General features: G+C 70.5%; 23 protein-coding genes and 1 pseudogene. 9 read left to right on the top strand and 15 right to left on the bottom strand.

Features of this window, described 5'->3' with window-relative positions; translation table 11 throughout:
* Positions 1 to 218: 218 nt before the first annotated feature.
* Entirely contained in the window at positions 219 to 674 is a 456-nt protein-coding gene (locus FHR32_RS47595) for an LLM class flavin-dependent oxidoreductase (protein WP_184759973.1), read from the top strand.
* Positions 675 to 834: 160 nt separating this feature from the next.
* Here the strand turns inward: FHR32_RS47595 and FHR32_RS40870 are convergent, their stop codons facing one another.
* Genes FHR32_RS40870 through FHR32_RS40885 form a run of 4 tightly spaced genes read right to left on the bottom strand, consistent with a single transcriptional unit; the run spans position 835 to position 5,440 of the window.
* A complete protein-coding gene (locus FHR32_RS40870) occupies positions 835 to 1,446 on the bottom strand; it encodes a hypothetical protein (RefSeq protein ID WP_184759974.1) in 612 nt (203 codons plus the stop codon).
* Positions 1,409 to 3,841 (bottom strand): DUF6493 family protein, encoded by a 2,433-nt coding sequence (locus tag FHR32_RS40875; RefSeq protein ID WP_184759975.1) that lies wholly within the window; start codon positions 3,839 to 3,841, stop codon positions 1,409 to 1,411. The genes FHR32_RS40870 and FHR32_RS40875 overlap by 38 nt, the downstream gene beginning before the upstream one ends.
* On the bottom strand, positions 3,838 to 5,214 hold the full coding sequence (locus FHR32_RS40880) for an SWIM zinc finger family protein (protein ID WP_184759976.1): 1,377 nt from the start codon (positions 5,212 to 5,214) through the stop codon (positions 3,838 to 3,840). The genes FHR32_RS40875 and FHR32_RS40880 overlap by 4 nt, the downstream gene beginning before the upstream one ends.
* A gap of 49 nt (positions 5,215 to 5,263) precedes the next feature.
* On the bottom strand, positions 5,264 to 5,440 hold the full coding sequence (locus tag FHR32_RS40885) for an ATP-binding protein (RefSeq protein WP_221466907.1): 177 nt from the start codon (positions 5,438 to 5,440) through the stop codon (positions 5,264 to 5,266).
* Between FHR32_RS40885 and FHR32_RS40890 the strand changes: the two genes are divergently transcribed.
* Positions 5,439 to 5,963, top strand: coding sequence for a DedA family protein (locus FHR32_RS40890; RefSeq protein WP_184759977.1), 525 nt, complete (start codon positions 5,439 to 5,441; stop codon positions 5,961 to 5,963). The genes FHR32_RS40885 and FHR32_RS40890 overlap by 2 nt on opposite strands.
* Here the strand turns inward: FHR32_RS40890 and FHR32_RS40895 are convergent.
* Positions 5,930 to 6,535, bottom strand: a complete 606-nt coding sequence (locus FHR32_RS40895) for a class I SAM-dependent methyltransferase (protein ID WP_184759978.1) — start codon at positions 6,533 to 6,535, stop codon at positions 5,930 to 5,932. The genes FHR32_RS40890 and FHR32_RS40895 overlap by 34 nt on opposite strands.
* 32 nt (positions 6,536 to 6,567) lie before the next feature.
* Here FHR32_RS40895 and FHR32_RS46470 point away from each other — a divergent pair, with 32 nt between their 5' ends.
* Positions 6,568 to 6,699, top strand: coding sequence for a hypothetical protein (locus tag FHR32_RS46470; RefSeq protein WP_281391221.1), 132 nt, complete (start codon positions 6,568 to 6,570; stop codon positions 6,697 to 6,699).
* Positions 6,700 to 6,706: 7 nt separating this feature from the next.
* Here FHR32_RS46470 and FHR32_RS40900 read toward each other — a convergent pair whose 3' ends face one another.
* Positions 6,707 to 7,009: an ATP-binding protein gene (locus FHR32_RS40900; protein WP_184759979.1), complete on the bottom strand. Its 303-nt coding sequence runs from the start codon at positions 7,007 to 7,009 to the stop codon at positions 6,707 to 6,709.
* A gap of 107 nt (positions 7,010 to 7,116) precedes the next feature.
* Here FHR32_RS40900 and FHR32_RS47600 point away from each other — a divergent pair.
* Positions 7,117 to 7,263, top strand: a pseudogene (locus tag FHR32_RS47600) (Scr1 family TA system antitoxin-like transcriptional regulator); the annotation flags it as partial.
* 73 nt (positions 7,264 to 7,336) lie between these two features.
* On the top strand, positions 7,337 to 7,570 hold the full coding sequence (locus FHR32_RS40905; RefSeq protein WP_184759980.1) for a DUF397 domain-containing protein: 234 nt from the start codon (positions 7,337 to 7,339) through the stop codon (positions 7,568 to 7,570).
* Between the two features lie 106 nt (positions 7,571 to 7,676).
* Here the strand turns inward: FHR32_RS40905 and FHR32_RS40910 are convergent, their stop codons facing one another.
* Genes FHR32_RS40910 through FHR32_RS40920 form a run of 3 tightly spaced genes read right to left on the bottom strand, consistent with a single transcriptional unit; the run spans position 7,677 to position 9,037 of the window.
* Entirely contained in the window at positions 7,677 to 8,066 is a 390-nt protein-coding gene (locus FHR32_RS40910) for a hypothetical protein (RefSeq protein ID WP_184759981.1), read from the bottom strand.
* On the bottom strand, positions 8,063 to 8,308 hold the full coding sequence (locus tag FHR32_RS40915) for a PadR family transcriptional regulator (RefSeq protein ID WP_184759982.1): 246 nt from the start codon (positions 8,306 to 8,308) through the stop codon (positions 8,063 to 8,065). Before FHR32_RS40915 ends, FHR32_RS40910 begins: the two co-directional genes overlap by 4 nt.
* Before the next feature lie 45 nt (positions 8,309 to 8,353).
* Positions 8,354 to 9,037, bottom strand: coding sequence for a recombinase family protein (locus FHR32_RS40920; RefSeq protein ID WP_184759983.1), 684 nt, complete (start codon positions 9,035 to 9,037; stop codon positions 8,354 to 8,356).
* Positions 9,038 to 9,415: 378 nt separating this feature from the next.
* Here FHR32_RS40920 and FHR32_RS43705 point away from each other — a divergent pair, with 378 nt between their 5' ends.
* Complete coding sequence (locus FHR32_RS43705) at positions 9,416 to 10,012, top strand: hypothetical protein (RefSeq protein WP_246468614.1); 597 nt, start codon at positions 9,416 to 9,418, stop codon at positions 10,010 to 10,012.
* 121 nt (positions 10,013 to 10,133) lie between these two features.
* On the opposite strand, the gene FHR32_RS40930 is transcribed toward FHR32_RS43705, so the two are convergent.
* The 3 genes from FHR32_RS40930 to FHR32_RS40940 are packed head-to-tail and all read right to left on the bottom strand — an operon-like array spanning position 10,134 to position 11,607.
* Complete coding sequence (locus FHR32_RS40930) at positions 10,134 to 10,754, bottom strand: dihydrofolate reductase family protein (RefSeq protein ID WP_184759984.1); 621 nt, start codon at positions 10,752 to 10,754, stop codon at positions 10,134 to 10,136.
* Positions 10,754 to 11,260, bottom strand: a complete 507-nt coding sequence (locus tag FHR32_RS40935; protein WP_184759985.1) for an SRPBCC family protein — start codon at positions 11,258 to 11,260, stop codon at positions 10,754 to 10,756. Before FHR32_RS40935 ends, FHR32_RS40930 begins: the two co-directional genes overlap by 1 nt.
* Positions 11,260 to 11,607 (bottom strand): ArsR/SmtB family transcription factor, encoded by a 348-nt coding sequence (locus FHR32_RS40940; protein WP_184759986.1) that lies wholly within the window; start codon positions 11,605 to 11,607, stop codon positions 11,260 to 11,262. Before FHR32_RS40940 ends, FHR32_RS40935 begins: the two co-directional genes overlap by 1 nt.
* 525 nt (positions 11,608 to 12,132) lie before the next feature.
* Between FHR32_RS40940 and FHR32_RS40945 the strand changes: the two genes are divergently transcribed.
* The 3 genes from FHR32_RS40945 to FHR32_RS40955 are packed head-to-tail and all read left to right on the top strand — an operon-like array spanning position 12,133 to position 14,350.
* A complete protein-coding gene (locus tag FHR32_RS40945) occupies positions 12,133 to 12,741 on the top strand; it encodes a dihydrofolate reductase family protein (protein WP_184759987.1) in 609 nt (202 codons plus the stop codon).
* A gap of 53 nt (positions 12,742 to 12,794) precedes the next feature.
* Positions 12,795 to 13,118 carry a YciI family protein gene (locus tag FHR32_RS40950; RefSeq protein ID WP_184759988.1) on the top strand — a complete coding sequence of 108 codons (324 nt, stop codon included), beginning with the start codon at positions 12,795 to 12,797 and terminating at the stop codon, positions 13,116 to 13,118.
* A complete protein-coding gene (locus FHR32_RS40955; protein WP_184759989.1) occupies positions 13,115 to 14,350 on the top strand; it encodes an RNA polymerase sigma factor in 1,236 nt (411 codons plus the stop codon). Before FHR32_RS40950 ends, FHR32_RS40955 begins: the two co-directional genes overlap by 4 nt.
* Positions 14,351 to 14,447: 97 nt before the next feature.
* On the opposite strand, the gene FHR32_RS40960 is transcribed toward FHR32_RS40955, so the two are convergent.
* From FHR32_RS40960 to FHR32_RS40965, 3 genes are all read right to left on the bottom strand, one after another.
* Complete coding sequence (locus FHR32_RS40960) at positions 14,448 to 16,838, bottom strand: Tn3 family transposase (RefSeq protein ID WP_221466908.1); 2,391 nt, start codon at positions 16,836 to 16,838, stop codon at positions 14,448 to 14,450.
* 9 nt (positions 16,839 to 16,847) lie between these two features.
* Complete coding sequence (locus FHR32_RS43710; RefSeq protein WP_221466909.1) at positions 16,848 to 17,135, bottom strand: DUF4158 domain-containing protein; 288 nt, start codon at positions 17,133 to 17,135, stop codon at positions 16,848 to 16,850.
* Positions 17,136 to 17,260: 125 nt separating this feature from the next.
* Positions 17,261 to 17,665 (bottom strand): hypothetical protein, encoded by a 405-nt coding sequence (locus tag FHR32_RS40965; protein WP_184759990.1) that lies wholly within the window; start codon positions 17,663 to 17,665, stop codon positions 17,261 to 17,263.
* Between the last annotated feature and the right edge of the window lie 38 nt (positions 17,666 to 17,703).

Consider the following 17,703-nt stretch of genomic DNA (forward strand, 5'->3'; position numbering starts at 1 on the left):
CGATTACCTGGCGAGATCACCAGGACACGGACGATAACGACCCCAGGCCGGGCAGCGCAGACGAAAGCCGGAAGATCCACATTTGCCCCCGGCGGACGATCGAGACCCATGATCCCAGCCGTCTACCAGGAGAGAGCACACTCAACACCGCCAGGCCACCCCCTCCGACCTGCGAGGACAGGATGGAACTAGCTCAGTGGGGTTAGAGCCGTTACTGGATGGCCGAGCACCACAACATGCCCGCGGTGGCGAGTTCCGCCACCGCGGTGCCGGTGGGACAGGTCGCCGCGGTCACCTCCCGGGTGCACATCGGATCGGGCGGCATCATGCTGCCCAACCACCCGCCGCTGGTGGTGGTGGCCGAGCAGTTCGGCACCCTGGCCACGCTGCATCCGGGCCGTATCGACCTGGGCGTGGGACGCGCCCCGGGCACCGATCCGTGGACCGCCCGCGCCCTGCGCCGCGCCCCCTCCGCGGCCTCGGACTTCCCCGACCAGAGGGCACCCATCCCAACCCCGCCGGGACGAGGGCGCCGGATCGGCATCGGGGAATCGCCCCGCGAGGACCGTGGTAAGCAAGCTTCCGGCAGGCGTCCTCTCCGTGACAGAGGTGTTGATCTTCCTCCGGGAGGACGCGAGGTGCACGCAATCGGCAGGCCGGCTTCCCGCACCTAGCCCGGCGGGGCGATGCCGACCCGACGGACAAGTTTCATGACGCTGAGACGTCAATCCCGCTTGATCGGTTCAATCGGGCCCGCAGCCACAGCCGTCCGGGACTGGTGAGGCGTTGGTTGACGGCAGCCCGATGCACGGCATCCGCGTAAAACGTCTGCGGTCACCCCCCGGTCTCCGCTGAGGTCAGCAGCCCGTGCAGGCGGCGGCACTCGCGGGCGAAGGCGCTGGAGGACCTGCGGCCCGCCAACGGGGTCAGCGCGGGGATCTCCCCCCTCGCCCCGGCCCAGCGGGCGACCGTGACGCCCAGGGCGACGAGATCGGCCACGCCGCCCGCCGGTCTCTCCCCCGCCCCGGGCAGCAGGTGGGGGAGCGCCGCCCGGATCACCGCCCAGACCTCCCGGTGGGCGCCCAGCCTGGCCGCCGCCTGCAGCCGGACCGTGGCCTGGGACAGTTTCAGCTCGGTGCATCTGGTCAGCAGGGCGATCTGCCTGCCGAGCGCGGCCTCGGGCAGATCGCCCCTGGCCGCCATCAGCAGCAACAGCCGTACGCCCTCTTCCGGATCCTGCCGTCCCCGGTAGTCCGGGGTCTGCCGGGTCAGGAAGGAGGCCAGCAGCAGAGCCATCGGCTCACCCGCCGGTCCGCCGGCCGCCGCGAGCGTCTCGACATAGAACGGCCGGACCTCCGGCCGGTCCCACGAGGTGAACAGGTGAGGGAGGTAGTGGGCGGCGACCACGTCACGGTTGGCCGGCAGGACGGCGGGCCACCACGCCATCTGGCCTCCGTGCTCCCCCCCAGTTACGGTCCGGGACCTCACCGAACAGCTCGTCGACGAACTCCAGACCGGTCGGCTCCGCCCGCAGGTGCGGGGTTGGTCTCACGTGGGAGGCGGCACGTGGTCTCCGCTCGCCCGCGTCGTACTCGTACGTGCCCTCGGTGTACTTCCAGCGGACACCGGTCTCCGGCTCGACCGGGCCGTCCTCCAGCCAGCGCGCCGCCCGGCGCCCGGCCTCCGAGGTGAGCCTGCCGGCCCTGGCGACGACCTCGGGGGCCGCGTCTCCCGGCAGCCGGAGCAGTGCCTGCTGGAAGTCGGCGGGCAGCGGCTCGATCCCGGCGGCTTCGACGGCCTCCAGCCGGGTCAGGAGCTCGGCCGGATCGAGATGGCCGGTGGGGCAGGTCGGGGTGGCGAGCAGGAGGGGCGGAAGGGCATCGGCCTTGAGCGCGGCGAGCACCTCGGCGTACCGTCGCAGCAGGAAACGGTGCGGCGGCGAGACCGAACGCTTCAGGGGCAGCCGGTCGGACCGGGCCTCCCGGGTCCTGCGACGCGATCCGAACGGGTTACGGCCGAACCAGCCGAAGCTGATCAGGTATTCGGTCCCGTCCTCCCCCGGATCCTCCCCGTCGGCCCCAGCGCCGTCCCCCTCCTCCGCCGCCATGTCGGAGCTGAGGTTTCCAGGGCCCTGGTCCTTCTCGGGCCCGTCCGCACCGGGCTCGGCATCGGCCCGCTCCGGTTGCTCCGGGCCGGCCTCGTCCTCTCCGGAGCCCATGATGCTCCGGATGATGCTGTCCTGCATCCCGGCGGGAAGCTCCTCGAAGGACAACCGCTCGCCGTTCGGGCCGCTGATGCCGATGCCGTCCGCGACGCTGCGCCGGAAGGCATCGGGATCGAAGGCCGGAGGCTCCTCGACCGGTGGTCCGGGATCGGCGCCCGGGGAGACCAGCTCCGCCGCCATCGCGGCGAACCAGTCCTGGGTGGAGTACCAGTCCTCGCGGCCGTAGAGCTCGGAGGCACGGCGGACGAGCGGGGCGACCGCCGTGCGCAGCCCTTCGCGGTCCTCGGTCGCGAGCCTGACGAAGGCCGCCAGCCGGCTCTCCTTCGACTGCCAGTCGCCGTTCCACCGCGTGTTCGCGAATTCCGCGACCGTGCCGGGCGGCTCGGGAAGGGGCTCCGCCGGCTCCGGTACGGCGAGCACGGCCGGGGTGAACGCCTCGGGCTCCTCCTCCGGACCGGCCTCTCCGCCGACCGCTGCGGCCAGTCGCGCACCCAGGTCCGCAGGGAGCGTGGCGAGCCTGTCACGCAGGGTCTCGGCCCCCAGCGGGGTCAGGTGCCGGGCGTGTCTGACGGCCAGCCGTACGGCCCGTTCCTGTACGGCGTACGCCTCGTTGCCGAGCGCCGACGCCAGAGCCGGGGCCAGTCCGTCGGCCCTTTCCGGCGCCTGCCGTACGAACTGGTCCAGCCAGGTGAGCCCGGCCCGCACCAGGCCGCCCTCGGCTCTGAACAGCAGGCCTTCCATGGCCTCGGTCACGTCGTCCGGGTCGAGGTGGTCCAGGCGGCGCAGGTGCCTGAGTGACAGCTCGGCGACCGGGCCGGGCGCGGCCGGCAGCAGGCGCAGGTAGTCGCGGGCGCGGGACTCCACCTCGGTGTAGGTGGGGTCGAGCACCTCGTGGAGCCGGGCGAAGAACCTCAGGTCCTGGGTGTCTCCCCCGCGCAGGAAGCGGCTGACGCAGCCGTCCAGCAGCGTCTCGCGCCGGACCGTGCCCTCGCTGCTGAGCACGGCGAGCGCGCCGAGCCAGGAGTCGGCACTCAGCGGGCTGCTCCGCTCCTCGCGCAGGGCGCGGCCCACGCCCTGCGCCTCGAAGATCCTCGGCAGCAGGGTGTGGAGCAGCGGGTCCGTGCGGAGCCTGCCCGCACTGGGCCGGTCGGAGACCCAGGCGACCACGAGCGGATCGTGCTCGGGCGGCGGCGCTCCGGTACGGCGGAGCAGGGTCAGGACCAGTGGCGCGCCCGGAGAGCGCCGGTTTCGGAGCCGTAGCGCGAGCCGGGTGACCAGGTCGGCCTGCCACTGCGGCTCCCGCGCGGAGATCACTTCGATGAGCGCGTCGGTGTCGCCGGGCGTCTCCCATTCGGAGATCGCGAAGTCGCGCCGGTTGAGCCAGGTGGCGACCGCGGCCGCACCGCCGAGCGAGCCCGCGCCCGCCACGCGCATCGGTTCGGCCCAGTCGCCCAGGTCCTCCCAGGGATCCAGCCTGCGGCGCACAGACTTGAGGTGTCCGGGCAGCTCGTGGGCGACCTCCTGCCTGCCCGCGTCGTCGAGTCCGGCGAGTCGGGCCGTCAGCTTGTCGAGGTCACCGGCGTCGACGAGGTCGCGGACCTCGTCCCAGACGGTCATCGGGAGGTCTCCTGGACGGGGAGGTCCCGCGCCGTGGGGGAGGTCTCCCCGCCGGGGAGGTCCCGGGCGGCGATGCGGGCGGCGAGCACGTGCTTGCAGGGGCCGCGCGAGCCGTGGTGGTCGTACCACCACGGGCAGGTGCACGATCCGGACTCCAGCCGGACGGCGCGGACGCCGCCGCCGGTGGTCACCTCGGCGGAGTCGGGACCGGTCAGCCGGACGGCTCCCTGCTCGACCAGTCTGCGGGCGGAGGTGAGCCGGGGGTTCAGCGCGGCGACGTGGTCGCGGTCGTAGGGCAGTTCGCGGTGGAAGTGTGAGGCCTCGGCGAGGTCGTAGCCGACCCGGCCGGCCGTGCCGAGCTGGGTGAGGGCGGCCCGCACCCGCTGGGGGGTGAGGCCGGAACGCGCGGCGAGCACGCCGAGCTCCAGGGTGGGCTCGAAGTTGAGCAGGACGCCGACGAGGTCGGCGTCTCCGGCCACCTGGTCGCCGGAGAGGTCGTCGAGGACCGCGCCCTCCCCGGAGAAGCCCCGCCAGGTCTGCGGGGACAGTGCGAGGGTGTAGCGCATGCCGGGCAGCTCCAGCTCCACCGCGCCGGCCCCGGAACCGTCCGCCGGGCCGTACACGCGCAGGGCCTTGACGAACCTGAGCAGCGGCATCATGGTGGCCAGCCGCCCGACCCCGGCCAGGTGGACCCCGCCTGGCACCTCCCGGTCCGACACCCGCAGGTCCCCGCCGGCCGGCACCGCCCACACCTCGGCCGACGCCCTCCTGGGCAGTCCGCGCAGGAACCGTACGGCCTGCGGACCGGACAGCTCGGCCCGCAGGTCGAACCCGGCTGCGATCACCTGGACCTCGGCGAAGCCGCGCAGCCACCGGGCGGGCAGCGGCACCTTCTTCTCCACCACCGCGCCGTCGAGCGTGGTCACCGTCACCTCGTCGGGACCGACCCCCACGTGCAGCGGGTCGCGGCCGCCGACCCTGGCCAGCGCCTCGCGTAGCGGGTTGTTCACGTCCACGTTGGTGGTGCCCCGGTCGAACACCTCGCCGTCGAGGGCGGGGCCCAGCACGTCCAGCCGGGAGTAGACGCCGCCGCAGGCGGAGAACGACTCGAACCGGAGGCGGTCGCCGCCGCAGGTCACCACCGGGTCGCGGGTGAACCCCGGCTGCGGCCGGTGGTAGCGCGCCAGCGCCACGTCGGCGACCGCCAGCAGGCCCGCCGCGGCCGGCGCGGCCTGGGTGAGGAGGCCACTGAAGAACCGGGGGTGGTCGGTGAAGCCCGTGGCCGTCCGGCCTCCGGACGTCGACAGTCCCAGGTGGCCTTCCGAAAGCGTGGAGGGTCCGGCGTAGGAGTACGCCTGCGTCGCGTTCGTCATGCGCCGGACAGTAGAGATCACCACCGACAAAATGCGTGTCGGGTGTGTATCAGCCCGGGAGGGCGAGCGTGCTGATCGCGCCACCGTCCGGGGCGTTGGCGAAGACGGGCTCGGCGCCGATCACGTGGGCCTGACCGAGCGCGATGGTCAGGCCCAGACCGTGACCCTGGCCGCGTTCGGCTCTGCCGGTGCGGAAACGTTGCGGCCCGTCGGCCAGGCAGATCATGAGCGACAACGGCTATCTGGCGGTCGGTGCGCTGCTGTTCGTCGAGGACTTCGGCGTCCCGACCCCCGGGGAAACAATCTTGATCGCCGCTGCGGTCTACGCCGGTGCCGGGCAACTGAACATCGTCGTCGTAGCGGTCGCGGTGGCGGCCGCCGTCGCCGGGGACAACCTCGGCTACCTGATCGGCCGCACCGGCGGCCGTGCGTTCATCCACCGGTGGGGCCGCTACATCCTGCTGCCCCCGCAACGCTTCCACAGAGCCGAGAGGTTCTTCGCCCGCCACGGTGGCAAAGTCGTCACCGTCGCCCGTTTCGTCGAAGGACTGCGCCAGGCCAACGGCATCATCGCGACCTCCAGCGCCGCACCCTCGCCGTCGTCTTCGACGGCCTCCGCCCGGCGCGCGCCGGCCTTCATGATCCGCGACGGCGCCCGCGCGGCACTCAGGGCGTGGCCGGTTGACGCCCGGCGTGACTCCGGGGCGGGCGCCGTTCAGGGTGCGGGTTTCGTCCAGGTGAGGGAGTAGCGCCAGAGCAGGTGACGCCGGTAGCGCACCCCAGGAAGCGTCTCCTCGGCGATGTGCCGCATTCCGGCGTAGCTCTCCGGCGGCGGCCAGACCATCGGGGCCGAGTGTTCCCAGTAGGTCCGCTTCAGCTTGTACAGCCGGGTGCCGACGGCCGCGGCGAGCTCCCAGGGAAGATCGGCGGGGATCCGGCTGTAGGCGAGTCCGACGACGGCGAGCGTCCCCCCGGGCCGGAGAAGCTCCCGCATCCGGTCGAGTGCCGTGGCCGCGTCCATGTGGTGGAGCGTCGCGACCGAGACGACGGCGTCGAACGAGGCCGACTCGAAGGGATGGGTGAGGAAGTCGCCGAGGAGATAGTCGATGCCGGAGGCGTCGACGTGCCGGCGGGCGAGATCGATGCTCGGCCCGTCGAGATCGATGGCGGAGACGTGCCCGGCGACCCGGCGCAGCTCACGGGTCAGCATTCCCTCGCCGCAGCCGACGTCGAGCGCCCGTCCGCACCCGTCCGGCACCGCCCGCAGGATCACCGGGTGGTAGTGGATGTTGTGGTTCCACCGCTCGTTCTCCGCCGTCATGGCACACGATCTTCGCACGGGTCCGGGGACCCGTGCGCGTTGACGCCCTGGCGGTGAACCACCGGCGCCACAGGCGGTTCCGGCACCGGCACCCGGCTCTGCCGATGAGCCCGGCCCGCTCGATCGCCCAGCTCGGTGCCGGGCTCGGCCTCGGAGACGGCTGAAGGAGTCCTACGGCCAGGCGAGCAGCTCGAAGACGACGGCCTTGCCGAGTCGGGTGTCGCGATAGCCCCAGCTCCTGGCCAGCCTGCCGACCAGGGCCATGCCCCGCCCGGACTCCTCACCGTCGAACGAGGCCGGCACGACCGGGACGTCTCTGTTGTTGTCGTAGACCTCGACGCGGTAACCGCGCCCATGGACGAGCGCGTTCGTCACCATTTCCGAGGTGAGCAGTTCCACCACCTCGCAGAGCTCCTCGGACACCTCCCAGTCCCGGGCGATGTCCGCACGAATCTCCGAGCGGTCGCGACGCATTCCGGCCTGCAGGGAATCACTTTCTCCCCGAGCATCACCACGACTGGCGCAAGAGCCAGGTGTTCCCCGAGTGGTTCGGCACCTGGCACGAGAAGGAGCAGACGGCCGTGGCCGCGCGGATGAAACGGCAGGACGTCCTCACCCGCGAGGACTCGCCGCCCCCGACCCTGCGCCGCCTGATCGACGAGGCGGTCCCGCACCGGCCGGTCGGCGGAAGAAAGGCCATGCATGACCAGCTGGAAAAGCTGGTGTCCCTGACAGATTCCGCACCGAGGCGTTGCCGCAGAGCATGTCGATTGACCTCATCAGAAGAACGGCGGAAGAGCAATGGACCTGAGCACACTCAAATGGCGGAAGTCGAGCCTCAGCGGAAACAACGGCGGCGACTGCATCGAGGCCGCCGCGCTCGAAAACGCCTCGCAGAGACCCGCCCACAAACAGGACGCCACCGTCGCCCTGCGTGACAGCAAAGACCCCTCCGGCCCCGTTCTCTTCTTCAACGACAGCGAGTGGGCCGCCTTCCTCGACGGCGCCAAAGCCTCCGAATTCGACCAGAGATAACCCGTCCGGGCTCCGGGTCCTCAGCGCGCGGGAGCGAGGACCCGAGACTCCGCCGGGGATCTCCGCCTACGGGGCCATGGCAGTAAGTTGCCGCTGGTTAGTGGCGTCACCGCGGCGGAGCGAGGTGGCTGGTGACCTCAGCGATGGCTTCGGCGCCGGGGTGGAAGCTGTGGAAGCCTCCGTCAGGCCGGAGGAAGTCCGCGAACCAAAAACAGCTCATCATCGCGTGGAAGAACAATCCCAGCACGGCGACCAGGCGGACGGTCTGGCCCCAGGCGAGGTATCTGGGCGCCGCGCCGATGCCTCCCAGGCGCACGCGCACCGACAGGGCGGCGATGCCGGCGATCTCCGGCCAGCGCGGCCGGGGGGTGGGCTGACCACGGAGGTCTCCGGCTCCCTCCAGCAGAGCGCAGAGCATCTCCTCCTCCCGTGCGGCCCGGTAGGTGGCGGGCAGCAGGCGCAGCACGCGGCGGTAGCGCTCCTCCAGAAGGCTCACGCCATGCCCCCCGCGTACCGGGCGCGCAGCCGCCGGCGGGCGTTTTCGACATTGCCGGCCAGCCGTACGGCCTCCGCCCCCAGGGCGCGCGCCCCAGACTCGGTGAGCCGGTAATAGCGGCGCAGCCGTCCCTGCTGCGCCTCCTCGCGGTCCAGCACCACCAACTCGTCGGCGGCCAGCCGGTCCAGCACGCCGTACAGCGTGCCGATCTTCAGCCGCACCCGTTCGCCCGACAGCCTCATGAGCGGCGTAGACGTACTTCATCGCGGTCGCGGCGGAGACGCCGATTACGCGCATGAGGTGCACCGGGTCGGCGGTGTGGCGGGCCTCGTCGAGGATGCGGTCCTGGCGGAGCTTGGACGGGCTGAGCCCCAGCGGCCGGAAGATGCCGGTGATGACCATGCCGGAGATCGGCGGCAGAGTGCCGGCCCGTGACCAACAACCGACCGGCCAACGGCGACAGCCAGCGCGGGTGGCCGGCCGCGGTAGCGTCCTTCGGCTTCTGCCGCGGCGATCCCTTCGGCGGTCAGTTCGTTCTGCAGGTCGCGCTGGAACTGCCCCACGGCGGTGATCACGTTGATGATCAGAGCGGTTGTCGCGTCGTTGGCGGCCAGGTTGTGGAAGTTGGACAGCGGTCCCGACAGGACCCGCAGTACTACGCCGCGGGCCCGGCACCAGTCGCGGACGGCATGGATGTCGATCAGGTCACGGCAGAGCCGGAACAGTTCCGACACCGTGAGGGTGTCGCCGGGGTGCGCGGCGGCGGCGGCGATGCGACCGAACGCGGGCCGCTCCAGCGCGGGGGTCTTGGAGGTGGTGGCCGGATCCTCGAACAGCAGCACTCCTTCGGCCGGGTGGAAGCCCTCGGCGACGCCTTCGGTTCGGACCAGCAGCCCGGCCTCGGTGAGGATGCGCCGTTGCCGGAGCAGGGACTGGGTCGCGGTGGACGAGCGGGAGTAGACGATCCGCACTGGCGCTCCGGGGGGGAGGACGGAGCCCCGTTCTATCTGTCGGAAAATCCTGTCGTCAATCAGCGCTCGATATTGGCCGCCGAGCGTGGTATTTCATACCTCGCTGTCCGGTTTTCTGGGGGCCGGTCTGCGGCCTGTCGGGAAACCGTCTAATCCCGACACCTCAGTGAAGACCCACTCTGTCACCGGCGTGCTCTACCGTGGAACCACACCACGGCCAGACGCGTACCGCCGTTCGCCGCCGCTCCGAGCGCCCACGCCGCCCGGGGCACAGTCGGCCAAGGTCCTCCGGGGCCCGCGCAGCAGCACAGAAGACCTTTCGTCCGGCCCTGTCCTCGCCGGCGGGAGGCGTGGGATACCGCCAGGCTGGAGTCGACCGTGCCGAAGAAGCAGAACACCACCGCCCAGCGCGCCCGCGAGGCCGCGCGCCAGGGCACCAAGTACACCCAGGCCCTCCGCAACGGCGCGGGCTACCACCCCGCCGCGGGCACGACAGCCACCGCCAGCGAGGACGACCGCTTCGGCGGCCACGAGTTCGAGTACGAACAGGTGACCGACCTGTTCCGCTGCACGGAGTGCAGGGTCTACGAGGTGGTGGCCCGCGACACCGACGGACCGATCAAGCCGTGCACGGGTCCGATCGGCTACGGCGGTGACACCGAACGGGTTTACCTGCTGCTGACGGAGAACCCGGAGCTGCCGCACAGCCACGTGGCGTCCCTGGCGTGGAACATCCGCAACACCGGCATCGGCCGTGCGCCACGGTACGCATGGCGGGACGGGAAGCTGCTGGTCGAGTCGGCTCCCAGCGTCGTCGCCGAACTGGCCCGCCGGATCGAACAGATCACGTCCACCATCGACAGCCGACAGGTGCCGGCCGTCTCCTCGGTGGACCACCTCACCGCAGAGGCCGGCCGGGCCATCCTCGCGGAGAACTACGCGGCATACGTCGCCGAATACGGCGAGCCCGCGTAGTCACGGGGGAGCTACCTGGCGGCTGGGACATGTTCGGGAGCGGGGAGGGCCCTGACGCTCAGAGCGTCGAGGATCTCACCGCGCTGCTGACCTCGGCGGGGAAGCGCTGAGGTCGAGACAGTTACCGCTCCCGGACTGCGTAGGTCAGGTGGGTCACCTGCTGCGTCGGCTCCGCGCGGACCGGCTCCAGGGCCATGCGGCCCGCGTCCACGCCCTCGAACAGGCGGATTCCGGAGCCGAACAGCACGGGTGAGAGCGCGATCGAGAACTCGTCGATCAGGCCCGCGTTCACGTACTCCAGGATCGTCGCGCCGCCGCCCGCGATGCGGACGTCTCGGTCGCCGGCGGCCTCGCGGGCTTGGTCGAGCGCGGTCTCGATGCCGTCGTTGACGAAGTGGAAGGTGGTCCCGCCGGGCCGCTCCCAGGGGTCACGCTTCTCGTGCGTCACGACGAACACCGGCGTGTGGAACGGCGCCTCCTCCGGCCACATCTGCTCGCCGGCGTCGAACATGCGCTTGCCCATCACGCTCGCGCCGGTGCGCTCGAACGTCTCCCGCACGATGTCGTTGTCGCGCCCTTCCTTGCCGCCCTTGCCGAGCTTCAGGTTCTCCCGGAAGAACCGCTGCGGGAATATCCACTGCTGCAGTTCCATCCACTGCCGCCCCATCAAATCCTCGGAGGACTCGGGTGCGATGAAACCGTCCAGCGACATCGACACGCTGAAGAACACCTTCCCGGCCATCAGCCCTCAGCTCCCTTCCGAATGATCTCGGTGACGTAGGCAGCCAGGTTGCTCAGGGTCTGCCGGCCGCCCTCGATCGCGTGGTACTTCTCGACCGCTTCGTCGCGCAGCTCCTTGGTGGGGAATACCGTGCGCATCTCGATCCGGGTCGCCGCCCCGTCGGGCGCGAACGCGAGGACCGACTCGAAGGCGTTCGGGTCGCCGCGGTATTCGCCGTGCAGCAGCGCGATCCGCTCCGGCGGGACGATCTCGGTCCAGGTGATCCACTCCTGGTAGTCCGTCCTGTCCGGTCCGTGCATCACGAAGTCCCACTCCCCGCCGACGCGGAACTCGAAGGACCGCGTGGTGGTGGTGAACCCCTCCGGACCCCACCACCGCGACAGGTGCCGCACCTCGGTGAACGCCTCGAACACCAGCTCCCGTGGGGCGTCGATGACCCGGGAGATCACAACCTCGCGGTCGGCCGTCGCGGACTGCGCCGGCGCTCCTTGTCCCGTCTCGCTCATCAGTTACTTCCTTCCTGTCCTGCCTGCTTGAGGTCCTGCACGTACGCGTCCAGCCGGTCGAAGCTCTCGTTCCAGAACCGCTCGAACCCGCCGGTCCACTCGTGGACCGGTCGCAGCCCGCGGGCGTCCAGGCCGTACAGGCGCTGCTTGCCTGCCTTGCGGTCCCGCACCAGCCCCACCTCCCGGAGCACCCGCAGGTGCTTGGACGCCCCCGGCTGGGTCATCCCCAGCTCCTGGGCCAACTCGGTCACCGACCGCTCACCCGCCCGCAGCAGCGCCAGGATCTCCCGGCGCTGCGGCTCGGCGATCGCGTTGAAGACGTCCGACGTCGTCGCTGCTCGTGCCACGGGCGCCATCATATGCCGATATCGGCATGCGTCAATCCGGGGGAATCAGGCGGTCTTGTCAGATGACGATCGTGACCCTTGTCAGCGGCTGCGGAAACGCGTATCCCGGAGACGGCACGCGCGACGGCGGCAGGCAGGGAAGGCGATAGGCGAGCAGCACGCCAACGGCTGGCGGGTGAGCCGCCACCGGCTGGTGGCCGACGCCACGGTCGGCGTCATCGCCAACCCGATGTCGGGCCGTGACCGCCCAACCAGCCACATTCACCGCTCCGGAACGATCACGAACCGCAATCGTGATCTCTCACCCCGCTACCTGGCGGCAGAGGACATTCTCGGGAGCGGAGGGCCTTGAGGAGGCGGAGCGCAGTCGCCGCGACGCTGTCGTGTTGTCGGATCGATGACGACCGGCGTCCCGGAAAGTTCTTCAAAGAAGTCCGGGAGGGGGTGTCGGATCGGGGTGGTGGTGTTCGTAGCAGGGGTGAGGCCGCCCACAGGGGGCGGCGCCAAGGCAAAGGAACCGCGATCATGAAGCTGACGACCATGACCCAGATCTCCGTCGATGGAGTGATGCAGAACAACGGCGCCCCGACGGACGACCACCCGACGGGGTTCGAGCGCGGCGGATGGGCCCTGGGGAAGGGCGACGACGGGACCAGGGCGTTCATCGCGCAGACCTACCAGCGCGCGGAGGCGTTCCTGTTCGGCCGGCGCACCTACGAGCTGTTCGCCGGCTCCTGGGGATCAATCGACCAGATGCGCGCACATCCCATCGGCGTGGCCTTGAACGAGGCCCCCAAGTACGTCGCCTCGACCACGCTCACCGCGCCGGATTGGGAGGACACGACCGTTCTCCGCGGTGACCTCGCGGCGGCCATCAGTGACCTGAAGGCCAAGCCCGGCGGTGAGCTGCAGGTGCACGGCAGTGGCGCCCTCATCCGGTGGCTGCTGGAGAACGATCTGGTCGACGAGATGACTCTGATCGTGATCCCGGTGATCGTCGGCCAGGGCGCGCGCCTGTTCCCGGAGTCCGGTCCGGATCTTGCGCTCGACCTGGTCGAGTCGCGGGTCGACTCGAAGGGCGTGACGATCCAGGTCTACCGGCCGGCCGGGCGCCCGCGGTATGCAACGGTTTGAAGTCCCTGACCACCGAACCACGCTGTCTTGACACCACAGGAGATGATCTTCAGATGCAGTACCTGGTTTCCGTGATCGATGACAAGAGCAATCCCGGCAGCACGGACAGGCGGCCTGCCATCAGCGCGTTCAACGAAAGACTTATCGCCGAGGGCTACTGGGTTTTCGCGGGCGGACTCGCGGACACCGACGCGGCCACGGTCATCGACAACCGGGGCGAGCAGGCGGTGTTCAGCGACGGGCCTTTCGTGGAGTCGAAGGAGTACCTCGCCGGCGTCTGGGTGTGGGAGGCCCCCGATCTGGATGTGGCGCTCAAGCTCGCCGCCGAGGCGTCGAAGGTCTGCGATCGGAAGGTCGAGGTGCGGCCGTTCCGGTGAGCGACGTCGAGGAGGCGATCACCCGGGCCCACCACGAGGAGTGGGCCCGGGTGGTCGCCGCCGTGACCAGGCGTTTCGGTGACCTCGACATCGCCGAGGAGGCGGCCGCCGAGGCGTTCGCGACCGCCGTCGAGCGGTGGCCGGCCGACGGCGTACCGCCCAACCCCGGCGCCTGGCTGACCACCACCGCCAACCGCAAGGCCATCGACCGGATCCGGCGCGAGAACAAGCGCGACGACAAGCACAAGGAGGCTCAGATGGTGTACGAGGCCGACCCGCCCGAGCCTGTCGGCGCCATCGACGACGACCGGCTCCGGCTGATCTTCACCTGCTGTCACCCGGCGCTGGCGATGGAGACCCGCGTGGCGCTGACGCTGCGCATGGTCGGCGGTCTGACCGTGCCCGAGATCGCCCGCGCGTTCCTGGTGGCCGAGAGTGCCATGGGGCAGCGGATCACCCGCGCGAAGGCCAAGATCAAGGCGGCTCGCATCCCCTATCGCGTGCCGGCCGCCGAGGATCTCCCGGCACGCCTCACCGGCGTACTCGCCGTCCTGTACCTCGCCTTCAACGAGGGCTACCTCGCGACCGGCCCCGACACCGATCCCGTACGTCAGGACCTGACCGCCGAGGCGATCCGGCTCACCCGCCTGATCCGCGCGCTCCTGCCGCAGGACGGAGAAGTGGCCGGGCTGCTGGCGCTGATGCTGCTCACCGAGGCCCGCCGCCCCGCCCGGATCTCGGTCAGCGGCGAACTGGTCGCGCTCGACGAGCAGGACCGTGGGGCCTGGGACACAGGCCTGATCGCCGAGGGGCATCGGCTGGTACGCGAGCGCCTCGCCGCTGCCGCCGCCGGGGTCGCTCTAGGCCGCTACCAGATCCTCGCCGCGATCAACGCCGTGCACACCTCCGCCCGCGACATCCGCGACACCGACTGGTCACAGGTCCTCGCCCTCTACGACCAGCTCATCCGCCTCGACACCTCCCCGATCATCGCCCTCAACCGGGCCATTGCCGTGGCCGAGCTCGACGGGCCGGAGGCGGCACTGGCCATCGTTGACCGCCTCGCCGAGGCGTTGGCCGGCTATCACGCCTACCACGCCACCCGCGCCGACCTGCTGCGCCGGCTGGGCCAAAGTCAGCAGTCACGCGCGGCCTACGACCGGGCCATCGACCTGGCCGGCAACACCGGCGAGACCGCCTACCTCACCCGCCGCCGCGACCAACTGCAGTAGCGCCCGCGCTTGAAGAGCGCGCTTTGCGAGGGCGCTGGCGTCGGCCAGCGGGGGCGGAGCAGCCACGATCAGGTTTCCTTCGGGGCAGGCGGGTTCGTCAGCTCTCGTCTTCGTCGTCGGCTGCGTCGGGGTCGCGCAGGGCCCGGATCGCGCCGGGGGCCAGGTCGGGCAGCAGGAAGTTGTAGGCGCCGTGCACGCCCAGCTGGTTCTCCAGGCCGCGTTCGTAGCGGTGGTACAGCTCGCCCTTCTTCCCGTGGCAGATTTTGCGGGCCAGGTCGTGGCGCCCCTCCTGCAGGTTACGGATGTGCTTGATGTCCCGCCGATAGGTCTCGTCGGTGTCGATGAACGCCAGGATGTGCAGGGACTTGAAGATCCGGCCGTAGGCGGCGATCGCCTCGCCGAGCGCGGTCGGGTGGCCGTCGCGCTGCAGCATGGTGACCACGTCGTAGGCACGGACGGTGCCGGTGTAGATCGAGGCGACCACCCGAAGGATGTCGCCCCAGTGCTTGCGCACCCTCCGTAGATCGATCTTCCCACGGGCGAAGGTGTTCAGCGGCCCGTAGTCGGCGTCGCCGCTGATCCGCCAGCCCTTCTGGTCGGGCAGGTCGGCCAGCGCGGGCCGATAGGAGATGCCCAGCAGTTCCAGCAGCCCGAAGACCAGGTCGCTGTACGATCCGGTGTCCGAAACGACGATCTCCGGGAGTTCGCCGCCGTCCAGGCCAAAGATGACGTCGACCATGTGCAGGGAATCGCGGATCGTCCCAGACACGATCTTCGCACCCCGCCCCATTCCTTGATCATTTATTGCGTTGAGCCAGGTCATACCGCGTTTCGATCCAAAGAACTTGCGGTTGGGGCGGGCGAACGCGGCCGGGACCGGGACCACGAACCGCATCCCGTCGACCGCGGCGACCATGCCGCCGCCCCACGCTTGCGCCAAGGCCAGCCCGGTCTGCCGGGCGACCAGCGGCGCGTTGGCCGGGGCGAGGGTCTCGGGCCGGAAGTAGTTCTGGAACACGTGCGAAAGCCGCGACCGCTCCAGCGCAGGCACGCCGGTCTTGGCGATCGGCCGGTACCCGACGTTCATGGAGTGCGCGGCCAGGCACGCGGCGATCGAGACCGGCAGGTCCTCCAGCCGGGACCGGCCGCCCGACACCGCGGTGAACGCGTCGATCAGGGAGGGCTCCCACGACATCACTTCCAAGATCACCTCAGGCAGGTCGACGCGCGGCAGCATCGCCGCGGTCCGCTTGCGCAGGTCGACCAGTGACGGCGGTTCCTCGATCGCCTTCACCCCGGTCAGGTGGATCTTGCCGTCGTCATCGATGCGGACCTCGGTGTTGACCGCCAGGCGGCCGCCCACCTGGCGGTAGGCGGCGTCCAAGGTGCGGGTGTGATCGGCCAGCAGCGCGTCCGGGTTCTCCGGCAGGCCGAGCGCGGTCAGCACCTCGGGCCTCACCTGCGCCCACTGGTCTCCGTCCAGCAGCTGGGCCTGGGGGTTGCGCCACCGGCTGGAGGCATCGGCGTAGATCTCCCGCCGCTTCAGATGGCGATAGAACTGCTCCAAGACACAGAAGGTGTAAGCGTGCCTGTTCACCGCGCCATCGGCATGGGTGGGATGGCCGAACACCAGGCGCTTCCATGCACCGTTCACCACGGCGGGGTCGATCAGCTTGGCCGGGATCAGCGGCGCGGGCAGCCGGCTCCGGTAGGCCAGGACGTCCGGCAGCATCTGCATCGCCTGAAGGACCGCGGCGCCCTCGGCGTTCGCGCCGAACGCGATGACGTTCGGCAGCATCTTCAAGAACCCCGAGACGGTGGTGTACCGGCCGACCAGCTCGGTCCGCCAGTCGTCAGGGGCGGCGGCGTCGGGCGGCGGCACGTTGTCGTTAACCAGCACCAGCGCGGCGCGCAACTCGGCGCGGGACACGACCGCCTCGATCGCCTCCCACACCTCCGCCACCCGCGGCTCCTCATCCGGGCCGCCCCAGCCGTCGGACTCGAACAACGCCTCCACCGCCACCGCCAGCCGCGCCGACGCCTTGGCCAGCCTGGGGTGCTTGCGGACCGTCTCCTTGTTCGCCGCCGTCTGCGCCTTGTTCAACAGCTCGGTGGCCATCAGCAGATCCAACAATTCCAGGGCGTCGTCGACCGACTTGGCCTCCAAGAACCGGACCGTAGCCAGCAGCGTCGCCAAACGCCGGCCGTCGCCATGACGGCGGATCAGTGAGGCGTCCGCGCGCATCCCGTACTTGGCCAGCTCCGCCAACCGGCGCGCCGGCACCACACTCTCGGCACCCAGGTCGGCCATGCCCAGCCCCATCACCTCGGCGACCTGATCCAACGCCTTGATCATCGTCGGGCCCGATCCCCGCGGCGCCGGGCCCTTGCGCCACCGTTCCAGATCGGAGATCCGCGACCCCGGTGGTACCTCCAATAGCTGGTCCAGCACATACCGCTGGCCCACCGTCAACAGGCCTTCCAGCACGCCCCACAGTCAGCGGGTCGTGTCGTCGCGTACCTGGACGACCAGCCGCGCCAGCGTCGTCACCCCGGGCAGCAGCACATCCCGCTCCCGTAGCCACCCCACCGCGTCGATGAAGATCGCCTTCGGGCCGTCTCCCGACGTCCACGACCGGGCCGCCACCCACGCCCGCAACTCCGCCTCGACCGCCGCGAACCCCTTATCAAGGAGGAACACCCGCTCCAAGTCCGCCTGCGACGGCGCCCCCGCGTACCGGCCATAGGCCGCTTCCTCATCCTCTGTCGGGAAATCCACCGGCATGGGCCGCAAGGTAGGGCGGACCCACCGGTAACCAACCCAGAGCAGCCGAACCGTTACAAGGACAGACTCCTCGTCGCACCGACCCACATCCGAGCCGTGGAGGTAACTCCGCCCGCCTCTGCTCGCTACCGCCGTTGGCCGGTCGGTTGTCGGTCACGGGCCGTGCCCATGGCGGCCGTTTGCCGGCTGACCAACAGATGCGGGTTGGCGGTGTGGGGCCAGCGCCGGCGGCGCTGCCCGGAGTCAGGCGATAGCGAGGGCGTGGGTGAGTTCGTCAGCGAGTCCCAGGCGTGGGACTCCGGCAGGCCCGCGTCGTTGCTCCAGTGCGGTCCGGTGGGGATCAGCAGCCGTTCGCCGGCGGACACGGCGTGGAATCCGAGCCGTTCGGTCGCCTGGGCCACGACGGCGTCGGGGTCGGGGTCGGGGTCGGGGTTGGGGTCGGGGTCGGGCCGACGTGCGGCAGGCTGACGCCGATGCGTGGAAGGTTCGTCCCTATACTCCAGTGATAGCTGTTGGGCACGGAACGCCAAGGTCAGGCGCCCCTTCGCGACATAGTCGGAGCGAGCGG

The sequence above is a fragment of the Streptosporangium album genome (assembly GCF_014203795.1).
GTDB lineage: Bacteria > Actinomycetota > Actinomycetes > Streptosporangiales > Streptosporangiaceae > Streptosporangium > Streptosporangium album.